At 46.5% G+C, this 21,756-nt stretch carries 14 protein-coding genes; 9 read left to right on the top strand and 5 right to left on the bottom strand.

All coding sequences use genetic code 11. From position 1 onward, the window contains the following. Positions 1-350: 350 nt before the first annotated feature. The 3 genes from dnaJ to grpE form a co-directional block, all read right to left on the bottom strand. On the bottom strand, positions 351-1,478 hold the full coding sequence (gene dnaJ, locus QUB13_RS17235) for a molecular chaperone DnaJ (RefSeq protein WP_194009412.1): 1,128 nt from the start codon (positions 1,476-1,478) through the stop codon (positions 351-353). Between the two features lie 139 nt (positions 1,479-1,617). Then, positions 1,618-3,735 (bottom strand): molecular chaperone DnaK, encoded by a 2,118-nt coding sequence (dnaK, locus tag QUB13_RS17230; protein WP_333382802.1) that lies wholly within the window; start codon positions 3,733-3,735, stop codon positions 1,618-1,620. Between the two features lie 511 nt (positions 3,736-4,246). Next, positions 4,247-5,038, bottom strand: a complete 792-nt coding sequence (gene grpE, locus QUB13_RS17225; protein ID WP_333382800.1) for a nucleotide exchange factor GrpE — start codon at positions 5,036-5,038, stop codon at positions 4,247-4,249. 1,930 nt (positions 5,039-6,968) lie between these two features. Here grpE and QUB13_RS17220 point away from each other — a divergent pair. The 6 genes from QUB13_RS17220 (at position 6,969) to QUB13_RS17195 (ending at position 15,821) form a co-directional block, all read left to right on the top strand. Beyond that, on the top strand, positions 6,969-8,978 hold the full coding sequence (locus QUB13_RS17220; protein ID WP_333382798.1) for a GspE/PulE family protein: 2,010 nt from the start codon (positions 6,969-6,971) through the stop codon (positions 8,976-8,978). A gap of 231 nt (positions 8,979-9,209) precedes the next feature. Continuing rightward, the gene (locus tag QUB13_RS17215) at positions 9,210-10,307 is read left to right on the top strand and encodes a type IV pilus twitching motility protein PilT (RefSeq protein ID WP_333382796.1); all 1,098 of its coding nucleotides are present in this window, start codon (positions 9,210-9,212) and stop codon (positions 10,305-10,307) included. A 203-nt stretch (positions 10,308-10,510) separates the two neighbouring features. Beyond that, positions 10,511-11,638: a type II secretion system F family protein gene (locus QUB13_RS17210; RefSeq protein ID WP_333382794.1), complete on the top strand. Its 1,128-nt coding sequence runs from the start codon at positions 10,511-10,513 to the stop codon at positions 11,636-11,638. Positions 11,639-11,734: 96 nt separating this feature from the next. After that, positions 11,735-12,349: a hypothetical protein gene (locus QUB13_RS17205; RefSeq protein ID WP_333382792.1), complete on the top strand. Its 615-nt coding sequence runs from the start codon at positions 11,735-11,737 to the stop codon at positions 12,347-12,349. Positions 12,350-12,646: 297 nt separating this feature from the next. Next, positions 12,647-14,305, top strand: a complete 1,659-nt coding sequence (locus QUB13_RS17200; protein WP_333382790.1) for an ABC transporter substrate-binding protein — start codon at positions 12,647-12,649, stop codon at positions 14,303-14,305. A 505-nt stretch (positions 14,306-14,810) separates the two neighbouring features. Then, entirely contained in the window at positions 14,811-15,821 is a 1,011-nt protein-coding gene (locus QUB13_RS17195; RefSeq protein WP_333382787.1) for an ABC transporter permease, read from the top strand. A gap of 106 nt (positions 15,822-15,927) precedes the next feature. Here QUB13_RS17195 and QUB13_RS17190 read toward each other — a convergent pair whose 3' ends face one another. After that, on the bottom strand, positions 15,928-16,356 hold the full coding sequence (locus tag QUB13_RS17190) for a hypothetical protein (protein ID WP_333117897.1): 429 nt from the start codon (positions 16,354-16,356) through the stop codon (positions 15,928-15,930). Positions 16,357-16,499: 143 nt separating this feature from the next. Beyond that, entirely contained in the window at positions 16,500-16,637 is a 138-nt protein-coding gene (locus tag QUB13_RS17185; RefSeq protein ID WP_333382785.1) for a hypothetical protein, read from the bottom strand. Between the two features lie 161 nt (positions 16,638-16,798). Here QUB13_RS17185 and QUB13_RS17180 point away from each other — a divergent pair, with 161 nt between their 5' ends. The 3 genes from QUB13_RS17180 (at position 16,799) to QUB13_RS17170 (ending at position 21,628) form a co-directional block, all read left to right on the top strand. Next, positions 16,799-18,667 carry an efflux RND transporter periplasmic adaptor subunit gene (locus QUB13_RS17180; RefSeq protein WP_333382783.1) on the top strand — a complete coding sequence of 623 codons (1,869 nt, stop codon included), beginning with the start codon at positions 16,799-16,801 and terminating at the stop codon, positions 18,665-18,667. Between the two features lie 325 nt (positions 18,668-18,992). Then, positions 18,993-20,210 (top strand): ABC transporter permease, encoded by a 1,218-nt coding sequence (locus QUB13_RS17175; protein WP_333382781.1) that lies wholly within the window; start codon positions 18,993-18,995, stop codon positions 20,208-20,210. Positions 20,211-20,407: 197 nt separating this feature from the next. Beyond that, positions 20,408-21,628, top strand: a complete 1,221-nt coding sequence (locus QUB13_RS17170; protein WP_333382779.1) for an ABC transporter permease — start codon at positions 20,408-20,410, stop codon at positions 21,626-21,628. Positions 21,629-21,756: the final 128 nt, after the last annotated feature.

The following is a 21,756-nucleotide window of genomic DNA, read 5'->3' as shown; positions in this document are numbered from 1 at the left end:
ATTGACGAACAATTATTCTACCGCCGATTTTTGACACCAATTGGTGTCATTTTTTTGAGGACTCTTCCCACAAATTGACGAACAATTATTCTACCGCCGATTTTTGACACCAATTGGTGTCATTTTTTTGAGGACTCTTCCCACAAATTGCCGAACAATTATTCTACCTGTACAAAATGAGCGCAATTGCGCTCACTTTTTTGAGAGAGAATTAAACAAAATGCCAACGCATTATTCTACCTGGGCAAAATGCGTGCAATTGCGCGCATTTTTTTGAGAGAGAATTTAAAAAATTGCCACGGAATCATCAAACAAGAAAATTTGACACCCATTGGGTGTCAAATATTTGCTTATTTCTGAAACAAATTGCCCAGAAATCCTTCCAAGCCGCCTTTACCAGTACGATCGCCCTTCAGCTTAGCAAGCTGCATCAACAACTCGCGCTCCTCAGCCGTCACCTTAGTCGGAATATCAATAGACACCGCAATCAAATGGTCGCCGCGACTGACAGGATTTCCCAACTTCGGCACCCCTTTTTTCTCCAGAGTCAGAACAGTACCAGGCTGAGTTCCCGTAGGAATCAACAATTCCGTCGGCCCATCTACAGTTTCCACTTCCAAGCGACAGCCTAAAATTGCTTGCAAGTAACTAATTTTCACTTCCGAATTAACATTAATGCCTTCCCGCTTAAATAGCGGGTCTTCATTCACCGCCAAGAACACGTAAAGATCCCCCGGCGGCCCGCCCAGTTTTCCCGCATCCCCTTCATTGGAGACACGCAAGCGAGTACCGTTGTCAACCCCAGGGGGAATAGTGATTTTCAGCTTTTTCATCACTTCTTTCTGGCCCCGACCGCCACAAGTTTCGCACTTGTCTTCAATCACTTGCCCAGTGCCGTTGCAACTGGGGCAAACTGAAACTTGAGTAAAGCTGCCGAAAGGAGTGCGAGTAGCGCGGCGGACTTGCCCGCTACCGGTACAAGTCGAACAGGTTTGAGGTCTGGTTCCCGGTTTTGCACCAGTCCCGGTGCAAGTTTCGCAGGTTTCTAGGTGTTTGATGCGGAGTTCTTTGTCCCCACCAAACACTGCTTCGCGGAAATCCAGCCGCAAATCCAGTCGCAAATCGTCGCCGCGCACCGGGCCGCTGCGTCTGCGACCTTGTTGTTGGCCGCCCGCACCCGTGGAAAACCCCTGGAAGAAGCTTTCAAAGATGTCAGCAAAGCTGTCGCCGAAGTCTTGGAATCCAGGTGCGCCTGCACCGGTCACGCCTGCTTCGCCGAAACGGTCGAAACGGGCGCGGGTTTCCGGTTCCGAGAGTACCTCGTAAGCGCGGTTAATTTCTTTGAACCGCTCTTCAGCACCAGATTCTTTGTTGACATCTGGATGGAACTTGCGAGCTAGGCGGCGGTAAGCACGCTTAATTTCTTCTTTGTCTGCGCTGCGAGAAACGCCTAATATTTCATAGTAATCACCGGCCATAAAGCTGCTTGCCTGGAGGTAAATAACAAAAAGTGTACGAAAAAAAAACGGGCAACCTTTCCTGAAATTACCAATTAAAAGTTAAAAATCAAGAATTAACAATGAGAATTTTTAACTTTTAATTTTTAGCTTTTCATCTCTAAAGGAAAGGATTCATCTCATCAACTTCAGGTTCTTGAACCTGTGTTGTTGGTTCCGGCTGTCGTTCCGGTTGTCGCTTTGACTTTGGTTCCGGCTGTCGTTCCGGTTGTCGCTTTGACTTTGGTTCCGGCTGTCGTTCCGGTTGTCGTTCCGGTTTGGGTTCCGGTGGCGGTGGAGCTTCCGGCGGAGCTTGGAGCGCCACCAGCAGATCCGGGGTCAGCGAAATGCTGTCGTCGGTAGCTGCAACCTCTGTTGGTTGTGAAATCGTCTCGCTTTCAACCTCTACTCCTGACGGGGCTGCGCTGCGAGCTTGCTCGTAGACTGCTGTCCCGAGCGAGTATAGCAGTTGCTTGAAAGCTTCGATTTGCTCGGCTAGTTGCTCGGTTGTGATGTCGGGGTTAGCCATCCCGGCCTTCAAAGTTGTTGCTGCTGTTTCGGCTGCGACTTTGAGGTCGTCGCCGAGCAATTGCGCGTTGGTTTTTAAAGTGACACCACAATTATAGACCAGCGTGTCGGCTTGATTTTTGAGTTCGGCAAGTTGAACGCGCTTGATGTCCTCCTCAGCGTAGAGTTCGGCTTCTTGGCGCATCCGCTCGACTTCGGTTTCGCTCAATCCTCCTGTATTGGAGATTTGGATGCTTTGTTCTTTTCCGGTTCCCTTGTCTTCTGCGGCCACTTTGAGAATGCCGTTGGCATCGATTTCAAAGGTAACTTCGATTTGAGGTACGCCGCGGGGGGCTGCGGGAATGCCTTTGAGCAGGAATTTGCCGAGACTTTTATTGTCTTTAACCAATGCGCGTTCGCCTTGGAGTACGTGAATTTCTACCGAAGTTTGCCCGTCCGCCGCCGTGCTGTACATTTGCGATCGACTGGTGGGGATAGTTGTATTGCGCTCGATTACTTTGGTGAACACCCCGCCGAGGGTTTCGAGTCCCAGGGAGAGGGGTGTCACGTCTAGCAGCAGCAAATCTTTGACTTCGCCGCCCAACACTCCGGCTTGAATTGCCGCGCCTACAGCTACAGCTTCGTCGGGATTCACGGATCTATCAGGAGAAGCGCCACCAAAATACTTGCTAATTGCCTCTTGAACTGCCGGAATTCGGGTTGAGCCTCCGACTAAAATAATCCTGTCTATATCTTTGGGGGTCAGACTTGCGTCTTTGAGGGCTTGAGTCACCGGATCGATCGTCGCTTGTACCAAATGACCCACCAGTTTTTCAAACTGAGATTTAGAAAGATCCATTTCTAAATGTTTCGGCCCTTTTTCATCAGAGGAGATGAAGGGTAAATTAATGGAGGTGGATTGCGAGAGAGAGAGTTCAATTTTCGCTTTTTCTGCGGCTTCTCTGAGGCGCTGCAAGGCCATTTTGTCTTTTGAGAGGTCGCTGCCTTCTTGAGTGCGGAAAGTTTCTACCAGCCACTGAACTATGCAGTCATCAAAGTCATCTCCGCCGAGATGGTTGTTACCTGCGGTGGCGTTGACTTCAAAAATTCCGTCTCCCAGTTGCAGGATCGAAACGTCGAAAGTACCGCCACCGAGGTCAAATACCAAGATTTTTTGTTCGATATTTTGCTTGTCGAGTCCGTAGGAAAGGGCGGCCGCCGTCGGTTCGTTGACGATCCGCAGGACTTCTAAACCCGCGATCGTACCGGCGTCTTTAGTAGCTTGCCGCTGAGCGTCTGTGAAGTAAGCTGGCACTGTAATCACGGCTTTCGTCACAGGTTGTCCCAAATAAGCTTCAGCATCTTGCTTCAGCTTTTGGAGTACCATTGCCGAGATTTCTTGGGGGGTGTGAACCTTGTTCCGAATTTGGACGTTAACGGTGTCGTCTTTGCCTTTGATGCAGGTATAGGGAGTGCGGGCTCTTTCTTCTTCCGTGTCGTCCCACCTGCGTCCGATAAATCGTTTGATGCTGTAGACAGTATTTACAGCATTAGTTACAGCTTGCCGCTTGGCTAGTTGACCGACTAAGCGATCGCCCCCTTTACCAAATCCTACGATGCTCGGAGTTGTGCGGCCGCCCTCCGAATTGGCGATCACGACGGGTTTACCGCCCTCTAACACAGCTACGCAACTGTTAGTCGTGCCTAAGTCAATTCCAATAATTTTTACCATAGCGCCTCATAAAACTTTGTAGGATGTTTGCAAACGTCCAACTACAAGTTGGGGGATGAAAAACGACTCAGCTTGTTTTAACAAGCACCACCCGACCGGATTTGTAGGAAATAAACTTGATGTCCTAGGGCCAGATATAAAGACCGATCGATTTTATATTTTAGATTGAAGAATTGACTCCACAGATTAATGTGGAATCTCGCACAAAAGTCTAAAATTTGGGAATCGATGCTACACATACCTGTTCCCAGAAAAAATTCAAATATCGGCCTTGGTTCCAAATTTTTATGAGGTCAGTCATTCCCTATCACAAATCACCAATCGAAAATGGTATGAGTCGGGGGGAAGGTACCCGTTTTTGGACGGGTTCAAACATTTTTCCGAATTTGTTGAAAAAGCGCCAATCCGCTTTTAGTCCATAGTTAAGAAGTTAGTGAGCCTGCCGCCTTCACGCCCCCGAATTCTCTTCGGGGGTTAGTGACTTCGAGGAATGCAGTAGGTTGTATCCCGATTAACTTTCCGAACTATCGGGATTTTCATCTGAGGCTACCACAGATATCCCAGGCGCTGCAACCTTCACTTTGGCGTGTCGCAAGACGCGATCGCCCAGAATGTAGCCGCGTTCTAGTTCTTGGATGATTGTTCCTTCCTCGTGTTCGTCACTTGGTTCGCTCAGTAGAGCTTCGTGAAAGTTGGGGTCAAACTGTTCGCCTTCGGGGCGCATCGGAGAAACCCCGATTTGCTTGAGGCTGTCTACCATTTGCTTGTAAACGCTTTGGTAGCTTTTGTGAATGTTCATTTCGCCGTCGGTTTGCGGCTTAATGTGCGATCGAGCGCGCTCGAAATTGTCGATTACCGGTAACAGGGTTTTAATCGTGCCACATCTTGCCTGTAAATCCAACTCTTCTTTTTCCTTTTGGGTGCGCCTGCGGAAGTTTTCAAAATCTGCTGCTAGGCGGAGACTTTGATTTTTTAGCTCTTCTACTTGAGCGGATGCGGCTTGCACTTGAGTTTTCAAAGCCTCTTTTTCATCTCTCGCCTCGGCCAGTTCCCTCTTCCAAGACTCAGCCCCATCATTTACAGTCGGACTGTTGGTGGAACCGCCCGTGAGAGCATCCCCGGAGGCGTTTGGCTTCGAGTCAGCCTGAGCACTTTGATAAGCTCGAGCAAGTTCGAGTTCCCAATCGGCAGATTCGTTCGAGTTTGCTGGTGCTGGCGGAGTTTCGCTTGCCATTGGCGAACCCTCTGGGGTTTCCCCAGTTGAGCCAGGATCTAGATCTTGCTGTTTTTCCTCTTCAATCATAATAGCTGCGCGACAGAACCCTATCAATTCTAGCAGATACACTTAACCCGGTAAATCGAGAGAACTAGAATTTACTCTGTATGGCACCCTCTAATTTATAGGATATTTCGCGCCTTTGTCGAAACATCCGTCCAAGCTTTCAATAAAATCTTGAAAGTGTTGTTTATATCTCTACCGATCGCAGGAGCCAGTAACAAACCTTTTGTTAGAGCCTTGTTTGGGATTAATACGATCGCATTTAAATCTTTTTTTAGAGTATCAGTGTCAGTCTGAATTTATACTATCCCTGGCAATTTTCCCTCGCTAGCAGACCGAGTTTAGCCTGTCTCAGCGCCCTTCAAACTATTGATTTTGCAATGTGTCTCTCTGCTGCGATGAAAGTTGGCACAGCGCGAACTTGTATGTTTTAATAAGATTAGGAAATTTCTTAATAATAGCTTTTGCTATTACAGTTTATCGCTTTTTTAGGGAAATTATAGATTCAAAATCTGCTTAAAAATACAGTTAAATTAAGTCAATCAATCTAATTGTTTAAGGCAAAATTTGAAGTAAGTTATTGGGTTGAAAAACAGGAAGCATTTCTCCATTGGTAAAAAGCCTTTTTAAAAAAGTGCTATTCCCGCGATTGGATTATAATATCTGGTTTGCTGGTTATAATTCGAGTCTAATTATAAAATAAGAGTTGTAAAATATTAATGCTACGCCATCAATACTTGCAATTCGAGGTTGTCTAGAGAGTTTTGACAATATAATTAACCACTATTTTTATATAAAATAGTAGTTAATCCTCTTTAACGAATCAAATACATTGTTAGTCTTGATAAGATGATAAAAATTCAACAGGTTAGGATGAATTAATATAATAAAAGTTTTTTTCAAAAGTTATGTTTTGCTATTGAGCGATTTCTGGGAATCCGTTACCTATCATAAAAATGCTGTAACTGCTGGTTTAAACTGTTTTGTGTTGCTGATATTTAAGCTTTTAAAATTTGAAATATTTGGAAATGAAAATCATAAAAATTATATCTTGATATCTAGATTAGCAATCTGTAAATACGAAAAATATCTAATTAGGTGATTGCCAGGATTTATGAATCATCAAGTTTGAGTGACAAAGGTGGGATATCAAGGTATAGCGTTTCTCTAAAAAGTGACGTACAGGTTGAGATTTTGGATACTTCGGTTTGCTTCGACTAGGCTGGCTCACAAATCACGAGCGTACCAGTTTTAGATTTGAGATACTTCGACTTGCTTCGGCTTCGCTGGCTCACAAATCGCTGGCTCACAAATCGCGAGCGTACAAGTTTGAGATTTGAGATTTGAGATTGAGGGAGCGAAACCTCATCGAAAGTGAGAACTGCTATATAATTACAGTAATATTTGGCGACCCAAAACTAGAGCTGCTCAAAGTAGGCGCGATCGGACTCCGATCGGGCGATCGCAGATAATTAATCAAAATATATCTCAAAAGATCGATCGACCCCTTAGTCAAAGCTATCATCATTAACAAGCACATAGCCGAGCTTGAACCTAGTACAGACGCACCGCGCCTGCGAGGGCCCGGTCATTTGACCAAACAATTTGCGAATATAAAACGATCGCACAAAAGCGACACACCCCAGGGCAAATCCCCAAGTGATGTGCCACGAGGCTATAACCAGAGTATCTCGCGGGTTCATCCGGTAACTAAACAAAGTCGGCACTCCACGAACAATATCTGATGGCAAGCATCGGCAACCCCCTCCAAACTCTCGTCAATTTGTAGACCAAAGTTAGAGCGGACTACGAGCTTACACTTGACATATACGGATTGAGCCATCAAATCACAATAGCTCATCCATAAGCAAAGCATACGAGGGTTAAAAGCCCGCGTTGGTTTTCCTCTCAGCACTCTTTGTGACTGAGTTTCCCACCTATTGAGTGTTTTTCTATGACTAACGCATCCCAGGGGCTTCGCTCCACATCGATAGTTGCTCTGAGCCCTTTTACTCCGGCTCTCAACAAGATGATTCAGTCGGGTTACGTCAACATCGACCAACTGAAGCAAGCTCAAATTGATAGCCGGAACTCGGGCAAGCGGTTGACGGAGGTATTAGAAGCACTTACCGGGCAGCCATTGCCACCAGAATTGCTGCGGCTTTATAAAAAGCAGCAGATGTTTGAAAGGAAGATAGTCTACGGTGTTGAGGCATTTGACCCGGAGATGAGCGCCCTGTCTAACGAGCAACTCGGAGTTATGCTTGAGGGCTTGAAGATTTCGATCGATATTTGTCACCAAGGCCGATTTTTACCCGTAGCCAAAACGGAAACTGAGCCTCCGGCGGTTGTGGTGGCAATGGTCGATCCCGACAACCTCAACGCTCAAGAAGATTTGCGGCGGATTTTGAAGCCTCACGGCTTGAGTTTTCAGCGCTTGGTGATTACCCCAGACGACTATCAGGATATAACTTCCGCCTATCAAGACGACGAAGTTAAGAGGGAAGCTAAAAAAGCTGAAGTCGAAAAGCAGAGAAAGATGGATTTAGGGGAGGGAGATTTTGGCGAGCTCTCGCTCGAAGAGGAGAGTTCGGATCAAGAAGACCTAGCTAACACCTTAGACGATGCTGAAGCAGCTCCGGTAATTAAGGCCGTGAATATCATTTTGGCTAAAGCTTTGTCGGAAAAAGTGTCTGACATCCACGTAGAACCTCAAGAAGAGTTCATGCGGATTCGGATGCGGAAAGACGGGGTGCTGCAAGAGTATTTCCGGTTTCCCAAGCAGGTAGTCCAAGCGATTACGGCTCGTTTCAAGATTATTGCCAACCTAGACATTGCCGAACGCCGACAAGCTCAAGACGGCCGCATCCGCCGGGTGTTCGAGGGACGGACGGTGGATTTCCGGGTGAACAGCTTGCCTTCGCGGTACGGCGAAAAAATTGTGCTGCGGATTTTGGACAGTTCCAGCACTCAGTTGGGTTTGGGTTTGTTAATCTCCGACGAGGAAACTTTGGCTTTAGTCCGAGAGTCTGCTAGCCGTCCGTTCGGGCTAATTTTGGTGACGGGGCCGACGGGTTCGGGCAAGTCAACTACTCTGTACTCGATTCTGGCGGAACGCAACGATCCGGGGGTTAATATCAGTACGGCGGAAGACCCGATCGAATATGCTTTGCCCGGAATTACCCAATGTCAAGTAATTCGGGAAAAAGACTTGACTTTTTCCAACATTCTGCGGGCATTTTTGCGGCAAGACCCTGACGTGATGCTGGTGGGGGAAACGCGGGACAAGGAAACGGCAAAAACGGCTCTGGAAGCTGCTTTGACGGGACACTTGGTGCTGACGACGCTGCACACCAACGACGCAGCCGGGGCAGTCGCGCGTTTGGCAGAAATGGGCGTAGAACCGTTCATGGTTTCGGCCGCTCTGTTGGGCGTGTTGGCTCAGCGTCTGATGCGGCGCGTTTGCGACAAATGCTGCATTCCTTACCAGCCTACTGCCGCAGAACTCGGTAAGTACGGTCTGTCGGCTTCTCAAGAAATTGATCTGACTGTTCACAAAGCCAACACTGTACCCGTCGAAGAAAGGAAGGAACTCGCAGAACGCGAGCAACTTTGTCGCAAGTGCGGCGGCCTAGGTTACAAAGGACGGGTAGGGGTTTACGAGTACCTGAAAAATACTGAGCGGCTTCAAACTCTGATCACTCAAGGAGCTCCCACAGAGCAAATTAAGGAAGCAGCAGTAGAAGAAGGGATGAAAACTTTGTTGGCTTACAGCTTGCAGTTGGTGCGAGAAGGCGCGACTACCTTTGAAGAAGTCGAGCGGGTGACATTTACTGACTCGGGTTTGGAGGCGGAAATGAAAGCTAAGCGCAAGCAGGGACTTACCTGCAAAACTTGTCGGGCCGAATTGAAGCCCGAGATGCTGGATTGTCCCTACTGCTTGACACCGCGCTTTTTGGATTGATTCAATAGTCAGTAGTCAATAGTCAGTAGTCATTAGTCAGTAGTCATTAGTTATTGGTAGTAACTGCCAACTGTCAACTGTCAACTGTCAACTGTCAACTGTCAACTGCCAACTGCCAACTGCCAACTGCCAACTGCCAACTGTCAACTGTCAACTGCCCACTGTCAACTGTTAACTGTTAACTGAGTTAAATTAGTCAATAACTATCAACTCGATCTAGGAGAGGTATCTATGGGTCTGATGATTGAAGACGTACTGGAGTCCCTGGTAGAGCAAGGGGGTTCGGACATACACATCCAAGCGGGTGCGCCGATCTTCTTCCGAGTCAGCGGTAAACTAACTCCTCAAACGCAATACGGCGACATTCTGTCTGCTGAGGAAGTGCAAATCCTGATTTTCCAAATGCTCAACAATATGCAGCGCAAGCAGTTGGAAATGGAGTGGGAGCTCGACTGTGCTTACGGTGTGAGAGGATTGGCTCGGTTCCGGGTCAATGTCTACCGGGAGCGGGGTGCTTGGGCTGCTTGTATGCGGGCTCTGGCTTCCAAGATTCCTAACGCAGATGCTTTAGGCGTGCCGCAGATTTTGCGGGACATGACGGAAAGACCGAGGGGTATGTTGTTGGTGACGGGACAAACCGGTTCCGGGAAAACTACTACGATGGCTGCTTTGTTGGATCTGATCAACCGGACGCGGGCAGAGCACATTCTCACAGTTGAAGATCCGATCGAATACGTGTTTCCGAATGTCAAGAGTTTGTTTCACCAGCGTCAAAAGGGCGAAGATACTAAGAGTTTTTCTAATGCGCTCAAAGCAGCCCTGCGGGAAGATCCTGACGTGATTCTGGTGGGGGAAATGCGGGACTTGGAAACGATCGGTCTGGCAATTTCGGCGGCAGAAACTGGTCACATGGTGATGGGAACGCTGCACACTAACTCTGCCGGTGCAACGGTCGATCGGATTTTGGACGTGTTTCCACCGATTCAACAGCCCCAGGTTCGCGCCCAGGTGTCTAACTCTTTAGTCGGAATTGCTAGCCAAAATTTGGTAGTGAAAATTGGGGGCGGCCGTTGTTGCGCTATGGAAATCATGGTGAATACTCCAGCTATGTCTAACTTGATCCGGGAGGGTAAAACTCCAATGATTTACTCCCAAATCCAAATGGGAGCGAAGTTGGGTATGAGGACGATGGAAATGGCCTTGGCTGAACTTTACAAAACCGGGAAAATCACTTGGGAATCGGCAATGGCGAAGGCTTCTAAGGCTGACGAACTCCAACGCTTGATTGGCCCAGCACCTGTTGGTGGCGCCAAGGTAGGAGCTCATTAATTCCGTCAGTAGTCAGTTGTCATTTGTCATTAGTCATTAGTCATTAGTCATTATTCATTAGTCAGTTTGCTGTTGGCCCTTGTTATTAATTATGGGTAACAACTAACAACTAACAACTAACAACTGACACCTGACAACTGACACCTGACAACTAACACCTGACAACTGACAACTAATTTTTAATAAATTTTCAGAGGTGAGCTGTGGCTACCAACGTTGTCCGCGAAAAACCGAAAGGTAGTTTTGATTTCAGTGCGATTCAGGAGCAAATCGAGTATAACTTTACCAGTCTTACTGTTAAGGATATGGCTATTTTTGCTCGTCAGTTTGCGGCTATGTTTAATGCCGGGGTGGCGATCGTGAGATGCCTTTCCGTGCTGCACGAGCAGTGTTCTAATGCGAAGTTGAAGCGAGCGCTCAGGAGCATGAATGCTGACGTGCAGGAGGGGATAAACTTGGCAGAGGCGATGGCGAAGTTTCCTGATGTTTTTGACCAACTGTTTATCAGTATGGTGGCGGCGGGAGAGGTCGGTGGTGTGCTGGATGAAACCCTAGACCGTCTGGCGCTGATGATGGAAAAAAATCACAAAACGGAGGCTGAAATTAATTCGGCGATGTCTTATCCGAAGACTGTGTTCTCTATCGCGATCGTGATTTTTTTCGCAATGACTATATTCTTGCTGCCAACTTTCGCTAAAATCTTTAAGGATATTGGTGCAGATTTGCCTGCTTTTACGCTATTTATGTTGGCAATTAGTGCATTTTGTACGGCTTGGCCTCCGATCCAACAGATAACAGTTATTGGGGTGATTATAGCGCTAAAATTTGCCTTCGATATGTACTACAAAACTCCAATGGGCCACCTGCAAATCGATCGGATTGCGATGAAGTTACCGATTTTTGGAGATTTGATCGAAAAATCTGCTGTGGCTCGGTTTTGCGTGATATTTGGGTCGCTGACGCGATCGGGCGTGCCGATTCTCAATTCGCTGGAAATTGTGCGAGATGTGGCGGGAAACCAGGCGATATCTAATGCGATCGAATATGCGAGACAGGAAATTCAAAGCGGCGGCATGATCAGTATTGCTTTGCAAGAACAGCAAGTTTTCCCGTCTTTGGCCATTCAAATGATGGCAATTGGTGAGGAAACTGGGGAACTTGACAAGATGCTGATGAAAGTTGGCGCTTTCTACGAAACGGAAGTTGAAGAAGCAGTAAAAGGACTTACCAGTATGCTAGAACCTCTGATGATTGTTGTCGTCGGTGGTATCGTAGGTTCGATTTTGCTGTCGATGTATTTGCCGATGTTCGCAGTGTTTCAGAAGATGTAAAAAATAGTCAGCAGTCAGTTGGCAGTTTGCGGTTGTCAGTTGACTGTTAACTGTTGACTGTTGACTGTTGACTAATTACCTATTACTTAATTTAAAATGTCTGTTAAACAATCACATTACGAGGCCTTACTAGCAGAGTACAGCGAATCTTCTGCCGCGATCGCCCTGCTGAAAAAATATCGGGTTTACATGGAAATGATTCCGAGTATCCGCCGGGCCAACGAAAGTTTAATAAGCATTCCTTTGCCCATTGCGCGCTTGCGGGACGGGGTTTCCTATGCGGGAAGCGGGGGGACTAGCATATCGCCCGGACAGGCGGTTTGTTTGCCCTGCGACTTGGTGATTTTGATGTGCGATCCCGAATGGAAAGTTAAAATTGGAGTGGAAATTTTGATTTTCATTCACCGCCCGGGCGAGGATTTTTCTGCTTTGTTGGGTCGCTGGCGGCAGTCTCAGGTTTGGCTGGATAATGGTTACGAATGGGTGATGCCGCACCGCTACAGACATATTTTCAGCGATGAAGCTGAGGCGGTTCATCCGCTATTTGTGTTGTTTGAGGAAACGCCCGATCGCATTCAGCGCGGTTTGATGGCAGCCGGTTTGCCGTTTGTGGTTGAAAGTTTTGATTTGGCTGTTGAGGAAGCAGAGGATGAAGAGTTTCTCGGTATCGGAGAATCGGGGACTCTGGGTGAAGAGAGTTATGAGTTGTAGGCTTGTGGTGCGATCGCCCATAGCAATCCTATTTTATGAAGTAAACTATAGCGTTTTTCCTGGCTGTGAGGTACACCGGATCGCGGGAATAAGCCTCGCGGGTGCGGGTGGCTGGTGCGTACTTCACTTTTTTGAGAACCGCTATAGATTTTTTTTCAACAAACCGCCGATCGCACTCTTGGTAGCTAGAAAGAGAAATGAACCGCAGAGAACGCAGAGATCGCAGAGGGGAGAGAAAGAGCCGTTTAGAATTTTATTTATATGAGTATAATTTGCTATTAAACGGAAGTTATTGAGATGAGATTGTTAAAATCCTGGCGTTTAGTTTTATTAGGTTTATTTTTTGGGATGGCTGTAATTCTATCAAATTGCAGCACTACTTCAGACACGGTTAGCAATAATTCTCCAACTGGGCCAACTCCCGCCGCAGTTCCACCGGGTGCTTTAGTTTACGGTGCGGGCGGGCCGCCTGTCAATCTGGAACCGGGAAATATTACGGATGGCAATTCGGTGATTGCGATCGACCAAATTTACAATCGCTTGACTGATTTTAAACCGGGAACTGTGGAACTGGAACCGAGTCTCGCTACGGAATGGTCGAGTTCTACGGATGGTAAAACTTGGATTTTTAAATTGCGATCAGGGGTAAAGTTTCACGACGGGACGGATTTTGATGCGGACGCTGTTAAGTTTAATGTCGATCGCTGGTGGGATGCCAAAAATCCTGACGGTTTTCGAGAATCGGGGAAAACTTATCAAATTTGGAAAGACTTTTTTGCAGGATTTAAGGGTGATAAAGATTCCCTGGTAAAAGATGTGACCGTTGTTGATAAGTCTACGATTAAGTTTGTTTTAAATCGACCTTTTGCTGCCTTTCCTGCGGCGATTGGGTCGGGTTATTTTGGGATGGCGAGTCCGGCGGCGGTGAAAAAAGCGGGGGCTAAATACGGCACTCCGGGGTCGCTGGCGGTGGGTACGGGGCCTTTTGTGTTTAAGGAATGGATCTCGGGCGATCGCATTGTTTTAGAAAAAAATCCGAATTATTGGAAAACTGGAACGCCGAAAGTCAATCAGTTGGTAATTCGGTTTGTTGACGATCCGGCGGCGCGGCTGGCTCAATTGAGGGCCGGTCAACTTGATTTTACTGTGGATTTAACGCCAGATCAATTGAAAGAAGTGCAGGCGGATGCTAATTTAGAAACTGTTTTGCGTCCTTCTTTTAATGTGGGTTATTTAGCGTTAAATCCGAGTTACGCGCCTTTGTCGAAACCAGAGGTGCGGCGGGCGATCGCCCAAACAATCAACAAGGAAGCCATAGTCAAAGCTTTCTGGGGAGAACTTGGCAAATATGACTCGCAATTTGTTCCGCCTGCGCTGAATTTGGCGCAGTCAGACAAAGTTAAAGATTACGAATTTAACCCGCAGCAAGCTAAAGCAATGCTGGCGAAAGCCGGTTATCCGAACGGTTTTGATTTGGATTTGTGGTATATGCCGGTCAGCCGTCCCTATTTTCCCACGCCGAAGCCGATTGCTGAAGCTTTGGCGGCGGATTTGAGCGCGATCGGGATTCGGGTAAAGTTGCTGACAAAGGATTGGTCTGCTTATTTGGCCGATCGGCTAAAACCTCCAGGTTTTCAAGCTTTTATGATGGGTTGGACTGGAGATTATGGCGATCCAGACAATTTTTATTATCCTCACTTCGGGCCTGGTTCGACGGCGGATTTGGGAAATTGGAAAAATCAGAAAGTTCTGGAACTTTTGGATCGGGGAAGGGCGAGTGGGGATAAAGCAGTTAGGGCGAAAATTTATGCGGAAGTTAGCGAGATTTTGCATGGGGAAGCTGTGCGTTTGCCGATCGTACATTCGCAGCCGCTTTTAGGGAAGCGCAAGAATATTCAAGGTTGGGTTCCGAGTCCTTTGGGATCGGAGTCTTTTGAGGATGTGAGCAAGTCTTGAAAATAGCTGGTTTTACCTGTGTGGCATAGAATGATCTGCGCTCCAAAATCGGATGAATTAAACCATCAATTCCGGGGGATTGGAAATCGCTGCTTCATATCATTTCCGGTTGCACCGGAATAATAATTAATAGGTGGTAAGATCGAATGATATCGTTTCCGGTTGCATCGGAATGATTTAACCGCAGAGTACACAGAGTACACAGAGTCCGAGAATATATATCTGAATTATTCCGATGCTACCGGATTTGATATGAACCGCGAAGGCGCAGTACGCGAAGCGGCGCGTCAGCGCTAGAACGCGAAGTTAGAGAAAGAAGAAGATGTACGTTTTTTTTAACGCGCTATAAGCATCTTCGCGGTTCATTGGTTCCGATGCTACCGAATTTGATATCACACACAAATTCCGCTTTCGGGGACTCAAAAAAAAGAGAGTAATAGAAATGTATTTGTTATAAAAATGCCGCAAATATGAGATTATTAGTTGCGAATTATTAATTATAAAAATGGCTAAATATATTGTTAAACGTTTGCTGGGAATATTGCCAGTCCTTTTCGGAATCACTCTGCTAGTATTTGCTTTTTTGCATTTGATACCGGGAGACCCGGCGACTGTGCTTTTGGGAGAACGGGGAACTCCCGAACAGGTGGAAATCTTAAGAGCGAGGTTGGGTCTGAATCAGCCTTTACCTTTGCAATATTTGGCTTTTTTAGGGAGTTTGCTTCGCTTTGATTTGGGAAATAGCATTATTAGCGGGATTCCGATAATTGATGAAATTAAAATTCGCTGGCCTGCTACTTTAGAACTTTCGGTGGCGGCGATGTTGGTGGCAGTTATTATCGGAATTCCGGCGGGAATTTTGGCTGCTGTTCGCAAAAATAGCTGGCTCGATAATCTAACGATGAGCGGTTCCTTAATAGGCGTATCTTTGCCTGTTTATTGGTTGGGATTGATGTCGATTTATTTGTTTGCAGTTTATCTGAAATGGCTGCCTCCTAGCGGGCGGATTAGTGTAGATTTGGGGTTGGGTTTTAAGTCGATTACGGGTGTTTATGTTTTGGATTCTTTGCTGAAGTGGAATTTGGTGGCTTTCCGGGATGCGATCGCCCATCTCATCCTTCCAGCCTTGACTTTAGGAACTATCCCCCTAGCAATTATCGCTCGCATCACCCGTGCTGCTATGCTGGAAGTGATGCAGCAAGATTACATCCGCACGGCGAGGGCGAAGGGTTTGCCGGAATATTGGGTAATTTTGAGACACGCTTTGAAAAATGCGTTTTTGCCGATCGTCACAACTATTGGTTTACAGTTTGGAACGCTTTTAGGCGGCGCAATTCTGACTGAAACGATTTTCTCATGGCCGGGAATTGGTTCTTGGATTTACAGCGGAATTCTGGCGCGGGATTACCCCATTGTTCAAGGAGGAGTAATTTTTGTGTCTGTGACTTTTGTATTGATTAATCTGGCGGTTGATATTTCCTATGTTTTTTTCGACCCAAGAATTCGCTACCGTTAATTAGAGCCAATAACAATCCTGAAACTATTTGTAAACCTCTATATTTGCCTCTCTTTCTCTGCGTCCTCTGCGCCTCTGCGGTTCAAAAAAAAATCTTATTCACAAATCAGAAACGATTAATAGATCCAATAGAAAACGCTTGTTTAACATCCGGCCGCAGCAGGTAGTAAATGCTAGCTGCTGCAAAACCCAAAGTTAAAAAATTAACTGCTGCACCTGCGCTGCCAAACAATTTGGCAATTTGCGCCAAAATGGCGATGACATGGATAATTAATGTTCCCGTCCAAGCCCAAGTTTTGAGTTGAAACAAACCCCAAGTTAAGACTAAGGAAATAATGCCGATAATTAAAGCGATCGCAGCAAAAATTGCAATGAATCCGCCGATTACTGTGCCAACTTTTGCGCCGCCGACTGCCGCACCGAGACCGCCAAAAATGCCAGCAAATAGCAAGATGAACAAGCCGTCAAGGATACTGAATATCCCGCTAATTAGCTGCAAAATTGCCAGAATTGTAACGCTTTGAGGACGATTCATTTTTGGTGTTTTCCATTTTTAAGGGATTTGCAAAATATTTTAACCTGTTGCGGGTTCGGGGCAGATGTATTCAGGATTTAAGCTTGGCGATCGCCAAACCGGGTTTATGATAATCCGCGTCTTAATATTGTAAGGTTACGAGCTTAAAACTGCCCGATCGCCCTGCGATGACTGTGGCGCAACCAAGCGCTCGATCGCACCCCAAAGAAAGCCTTCCCATAGACTGAGTTTGGCGCGAGGGAAGTTTGGGCCCACATCTTGAGACTGAAAAAGCTTAACATTATTTAATATGCTGCAATAATTAGCTATAATTGTTTATAGGTGCTGGTTGGGGAACTTTTTTTAAATCACCCGATAGGATGAGTCTCAAAGACGATGCCAAGCATCCGCAAAAATTTTACCTTTAAGGTAATCCTGAGATTAAATTAGCTGGTAAGTCGGTATGATAGTTAGTCCTAAAGAGGAAGCTGCTCAGGTCAAGGTGGAAGATTCTAAGATTGCAGACACCAAGGCCCCAGAGACCAAAATTGCAGATAATAAAACCGCCCAAAAGCAGTCTCCGAAGAAGCCCGCGCCGAAGTCGAAGCGGTGGGCGATCGGGTTGGTTGCAGCCGGGTTGCTAGCTGTACCGACTACCATATATTTAGTAAATAGTAAATCGCAGCCGAAAGTAGATGCGATCGCCGCGATGACAGTGCCGGTGGAAGCCCAAAACCTCACCGTGCGGATCACCTCTAGCGGTACGGTGCAGCCCGTACAGCGCGTGAATCTCAGCCCCAAAGGCTCCGGGCGGATCGCAGAATTATTTGTCGAACAGGGCGATAAAGTCGAAGCAGGACAAATCGTGGCGCGGATGGAAAGCCGCGATGTAGAAGCTCAACTGGCTCAAGCTAAAGCCCGCGAAGCCAGCGTGCAAGCCAAACTAGCCAAAATCGAAGCCGGGAATCGATCGGAAGACATCGCCAGCGCCCGATCGCGCTTAGATCAAGCCGAGGCGACTCTGGCTCAACTCCAAGCCGGCAGCCGCGTCGAAGAAGTAAACCAAGGGCGAGCTCGTTTAGCCCAAGCTCAAGCTAATTTGCAGCAACTGCGAGCAGGTAGCCGCATCGAAGAAGTAGGCCAAGGGCGAGCTCGTTTAGCCCAAGCTCAAGCTCGCTTAGCAGATGCTCAAACCGGCAGTGTTAAACAAGAAATTGCCCAAGCACAAACGCAAATTGAATCGAGTAAAGCCCAAGCCGAACTAACAGCTAAGCGGGTGGAACGTAACCGCCCGTTAGTGCAAGAAGGCGCTCTTGCTAAAGATAAACTGGATGAATTAATCAAAGAAGATCGCACTGCTCAAGCTAAATTAACAGAATCTCAAAAACGCCTGCAACAACTGCAAGAAAGTCGGCAGTCGCAAATTAAGCAACTGCAAGCTGCTGTCGATGTCGAGCAGCAAGCATTAAAACAGTTGCAAAACGGTACGCGATCGGAAGGAATTGCCAAAGGCGAAGCAGAAGTTGCCGAAGCAAAAAGCAAATTAACGCAACTAGAAAACGGCAACCGTCCAGAAGAAATCGCTAAAGCCGAAGCAGGAGTTGCTGAAGCAAAAAGCCAATTGGCCGCCCAAGAAAACGGTGCTCGCCCCGAAGAAATAGCTGCCGCTAAAGCTGATTTAGCCGAAGCTCAGGCTCAAGTCCGTTTTCAAGAAGTGCAGTTAGAAGATACGAAAGTTCGCGCTCCTTTTGCGGGAATTATTACCCAAAGATACGCCATTCAAGGAGCTTTTGTAACTCCGGCAACTTCGGCATCGGAAGCTACTTCGGCTACTTCGACATCGATTGTCGCTTTGGCTAGAGATGTGGAGGTTTTGGCGAAAGTCCCGGAAGCAGATATCAGTCAAATTAAACCTGGTCAAATAGTTGAAATAGTGGCTGATGCTTATCCCGATAAAGTGTTTAAAGGCCGCGTTAAGTTAATTGCGCCAGAAGCAGTTAAGGAACGGGATGTGACGCTGTTTCAAGTGCGAGTTGCGATCGACTCTGGCAAGGATTTCTTGCAGTCGGGTATGAATGTAGATTTGAGATTTGTCGGTCAAAAGCTGAGCAATGCTTTAGTTGTGCCGACGGTGGCAATTGTGACTAATAAAGGTCAAACGGGTGTGCTAGTTCCCGATGAGAAACAGCAGCCGAAGTTTATGCCTGTGACGGTTGGATCGACTATTGGTAACAAGATTCAGATTTTGGAGGGTGCCAAGGCGGGCGATCGGGTGTTTACTGAACTTCCTGCTGGTAAAAAGTTGGAGGATATTATTAAGAATCAAAAGTAGTCATTAGTCATTAGTCATTAGTTTGTAGGGTGTGCACTGCGCACCGGTTGACTTTGTAGCCCACCGAAGCGTTTTCATTTTGAACCTAAGCTCATTCCAGGCAATTTTCCTTGCTTTAATTATGACTAATCCGAACGTGAAATAGCGGTTTAATGCTTCTTATGTGCTTCAGATTTAACACATTGACTTTCTTTGACATTGTGCACCCAAGATGATTAGGTCGTCAGTCCTGATTTCCTGAAATTTAGTCAGCCGGTGCTTATTGCTTATCCGATCAACTTAACCGGTGCGCAGTGCGCACCCTACAAACTACTAAAATTGAATTATGGATATTTTTGAAAGTGTCAAAATGGCTGTCACAACTTTGACGGCAAACAAACTCCGCAGCAGCTTGACGATGTTAGGAATTATTATTGGTAATGCCTCTGTCATTTCGATGATTGGTATCGGCGAAGGAGCTCAAACGTTTATTGCGGGACAAGTTAACTCTCTGGGTTCAAACTTGCTGTTTATCATTCCCGGAAGTCCTGAAGCGCAAAGTCGTCCGGTGATTCCGCCTCAGACTTTGGTGTTGGAAGATGCAGAGGCGATCGCATCTCAAGTTCCTTCCGTCCAAGAAGTTTCACCAACTCTAAATGATAGTCAACTCGTTACTTACCGCAATAAAAACGTCTCATCTTCCATTGTCGGAACCAACCCAGAATTTCTGACAGTCAGAAGCTTTGATGTTGCCAAAGGTAGATTTTTAAGCAAATTAGATTTAGAAAGACAAGAAAATGTAGTTGCTTTAGGTTCAGAAGCTGCCGAACAATTGTTTGGCAATACACAGCCGATAGGTCAATATATTCGCATCAAAAATTCGACTTTTCAAGTGATTGGTGTCATGCAGTCAAAGGGTTCGAGTTTTGGCGACAATCAAGATATGAATGTTTATTTGCCGCTGACAACGATGGCAAACCGCATTGTCGGCCGCTCGTCTCCCTACGGGACAAAGGTAACATTTATTTCGGTTTCAATCAAGGATGAGAGTTTGATGCGGGCGGCACAGTTTCAAATAGAAAATCTGCTCAGATTGCGCCACAATATTACTAAAGAGGATGATTTTACTGTCCGAAATCAGAAGGATTTAATGAAGACTTTGGGCAGCATTACTGGTGCTTTGACTCTGATGTTGGCTTTTGTGGCGGCAATTTCGCTGTTTGTGGGCGGCATTGGAATTATGAATATTATGCTGGTTTCTGTGACGGAACGTACTAAGGAAATTGGACTGAGAAAGGCGATCGGTGCTTCGGGGCAGGATATCTTGATTCAGTTTATGATTGAGGCTGTGATTTTGTCGGCTGCTGGTGGCGCGATCGGCACTGGATTCGGTATCGGCGGTGTGCTTTTGGTGTCTGCTTTCACTCCTTTGCAAGCTAGCGTGTCTCCAGTGGCGATCGCCCTTGCAGTCGGTGTTTCTGGCAGTATCGGCTTATTTTTCGGCATCGTACCCGCAAAACAAGCTGCTAAATTAGACCCGATTGTCGCATTGAGAAGTGCTTAATTAGTCAGTAGTCAGTAGTCAGTAGTCAGTAGTCATTAGTCAGTAGTCATTAGTCATTGGTTATTTGTGGGTTTCAATTACAATGCCCGATGCCCGATGCCCGATGCCCGATGCCCGATGCCCGATGCCCAATAACAAATAACAAATAACAAATAACCAATAACAAATAACCAATAACAAACAACAAACAACAAAGTATGAATTTTATTGAAAGCGTCAAAATGGCCGGTCAAACATTGGTAGCAAACAAAACTCGCAGCAGTTTAACGATGATTGGGATGATTGTCGGAAACGCTTCGGTAATTGCGATGATTGGAATTGGAGAGGGAGCACAAAAATTTGTAGCAGGACAAGTTCAATCCCTGGGTACAAATGTATTGATCGTGAGGCCGGGAGTGCCCAATGCTAGGCGAAGTTCGATCGCCAGCGCGCCTCAAACATTGATAGTAGAGGATGGTAAGGCGATCGCCACTCAAGTCTCGTCGGTGCAAGGTGTTTCAGCAGAACTCAACAGTTCGGAGATTGTTCGCTACAGCAACAAAAATGTTTCGGCTCTCATTTTTGGCACGATTCCAGAATTTCTAGAAGTCAGAAATTTTGAAATGGCTAAAGGGCGATTTTTGACCGAACTCGATGTTAAGCAAAACAATCAAGTTGTAGTGCTCGGTTCAGAATTGGCCGAGAAACTGTTTGACAATGCTAACCCCCTCGGCGAACAAGTACGAGTCAAAGATGTCAGCATGAAAGTGATTGGAGTATTGGCATCCAAAGGTACATCTTTTGGTACGAATTATGATAACTCGGCTGTTGTGCCGATCGCCACAATGGCAAACCGCATTGTCGGGCGGAAATCTCCCTACGGTTTAGCTGTCACCTCGCTGTTTATTTCTATTCAAGATGAGTCGAAAATGGACGCGGCTCAATTTCAGGTAGAAAACTTGCTGAGACTGCGGCACAAGATTACTACAGAAGATGACTTTACTGTCAGAAATCAGAAAGATTTAATGGCGACAATGGACTCGATTTCCGGGGCCCTGACACTGATGCTAACTGCTGTTGCTAGTATTTCTTTGTTAGTAGGCGGAATTGGGATTATGAACATTATGCTAGTATCTGTAAGCGAACGGACTCAAGAAATCGGGCTCAGAAAGGCGATCGGGGCTTCGCAACAAGATATCCTGTTTCAATTTATCGTCGAAGCTATAATTTTATCCGCTGCCGGAGGGATAGTAGGTACTTGCGTAGGTGTCGGCGGTATCTTGCTTGTAGGTAATTTCACGCCCCTGCAAGCTGGCATTTCACCCGTGGCGATCGCCCTTGCAGTCAGCGTATCCGGCACTGTAGGTCTGTTCTTCGGCGTTGTCCCGGCGCGTCAGGCCTCCAAACTCGACCCGATCGCAGCATTGAGAAGTGCTTAACAAATAATCGCACACATCTATTGTACTTAAGTAAATACCGAATTAATTACGGTTATTTTATACTTTTATTCTCACCATGTAGATAACTTAAAAAAATATTAAGAACGCCAGTAAGATGGTAAATAATT

The sequence above is a fragment of the Microcoleus sp. B4-D4 genome (genome assembly GCF_036705185.1).
Classification (GTDB): Bacteria; Cyanobacteriota; Cyanobacteriia; order Cyanobacteriales; family Microcoleaceae; genus Microcoleus.
This window is presented reverse-complemented; position numbering and strand designations above follow the sequence as displayed.

Bases quoted from the DNA above. Each gene is read 5' to 3' on its own strand.
- dnaJ (WP_194009412.1), bottom strand. From the start codon at position 1,478: ATGGCCGGTGATTACTATGAAATATTAGGCGTTTCTCGCAGCGCAGAC.
- dnaK (WP_333382802.1), bottom strand. From the start codon at position 3,735: ATGGTAAAAATTATTGGAATTGACTTAGGCACGACTAACAGTTGCGTA.
- grpE (WP_333382800.1), bottom strand. From the start codon at position 5,038: ATGATTGAAGAGGAAAAACAGCAAGATCTAGATCCTGGCTCAACTGGG.
- QUB13_RS17220 (WP_333382798.1), top strand. From the start codon at position 6,969: ATGACTAACGCATCCCAGGGGCTTCGCTCCACATCGATAGTTGCTCTG.
- QUB13_RS17215 (WP_333382796.1), top strand. From the start codon at position 9,210: ATGGGTCTGATGATTGAAGACGTACTGGAGTCCCTGGTAGAGCAAGGG.
- QUB13_RS17205 (WP_333382792.1), top strand. From the start codon at position 11,735: ATGTCTGTTAAACAATCACATTACGAGGCCTTACTAGCAGAGTACAGC.
- QUB13_RS17200 (WP_333382790.1), top strand. From the start codon at position 12,647: ATGAGATTGTTAAAATCCTGGCGTTTAGTTTTATTAGGTTTATTTTTT.
- QUB13_RS17195 (WP_333382787.1), top strand. From the start codon at position 14,811: ATGGCTAAATATATTGTTAAACGTTTGCTGGGAATATTGCCAGTCCTT.
- QUB13_RS17190 (WP_333117897.1), bottom strand. From the start codon at position 16,356: ATGAATCGTCCTCAAAGCGTTACAATTCTGGCAATTTTGCAGCTAATT.
- QUB13_RS17185 (WP_333382785.1), bottom strand. From the start codon at position 16,637: ATGTTAAGCTTTTTCAGTCTCAAGATGTGGGCCCAAACTTCCCTCGCG.
- QUB13_RS17180 (WP_333382783.1), top strand. From the start codon at position 16,799: ATGATAGTTAGTCCTAAAGAGGAAGCTGCTCAGGTCAAGGTGGAAGAT.
- QUB13_RS17175 (WP_333382781.1), top strand. From the start codon at position 18,993: ATGGATATTTTTGAAAGTGTCAAAATGGCTGTCACAACTTTGACGGCA.
- QUB13_RS17170 (WP_333382779.1), top strand. From the start codon at position 20,408: ATGAATTTTATTGAAAGCGTCAAAATGGCCGGTCAAACATTGGTAGCA.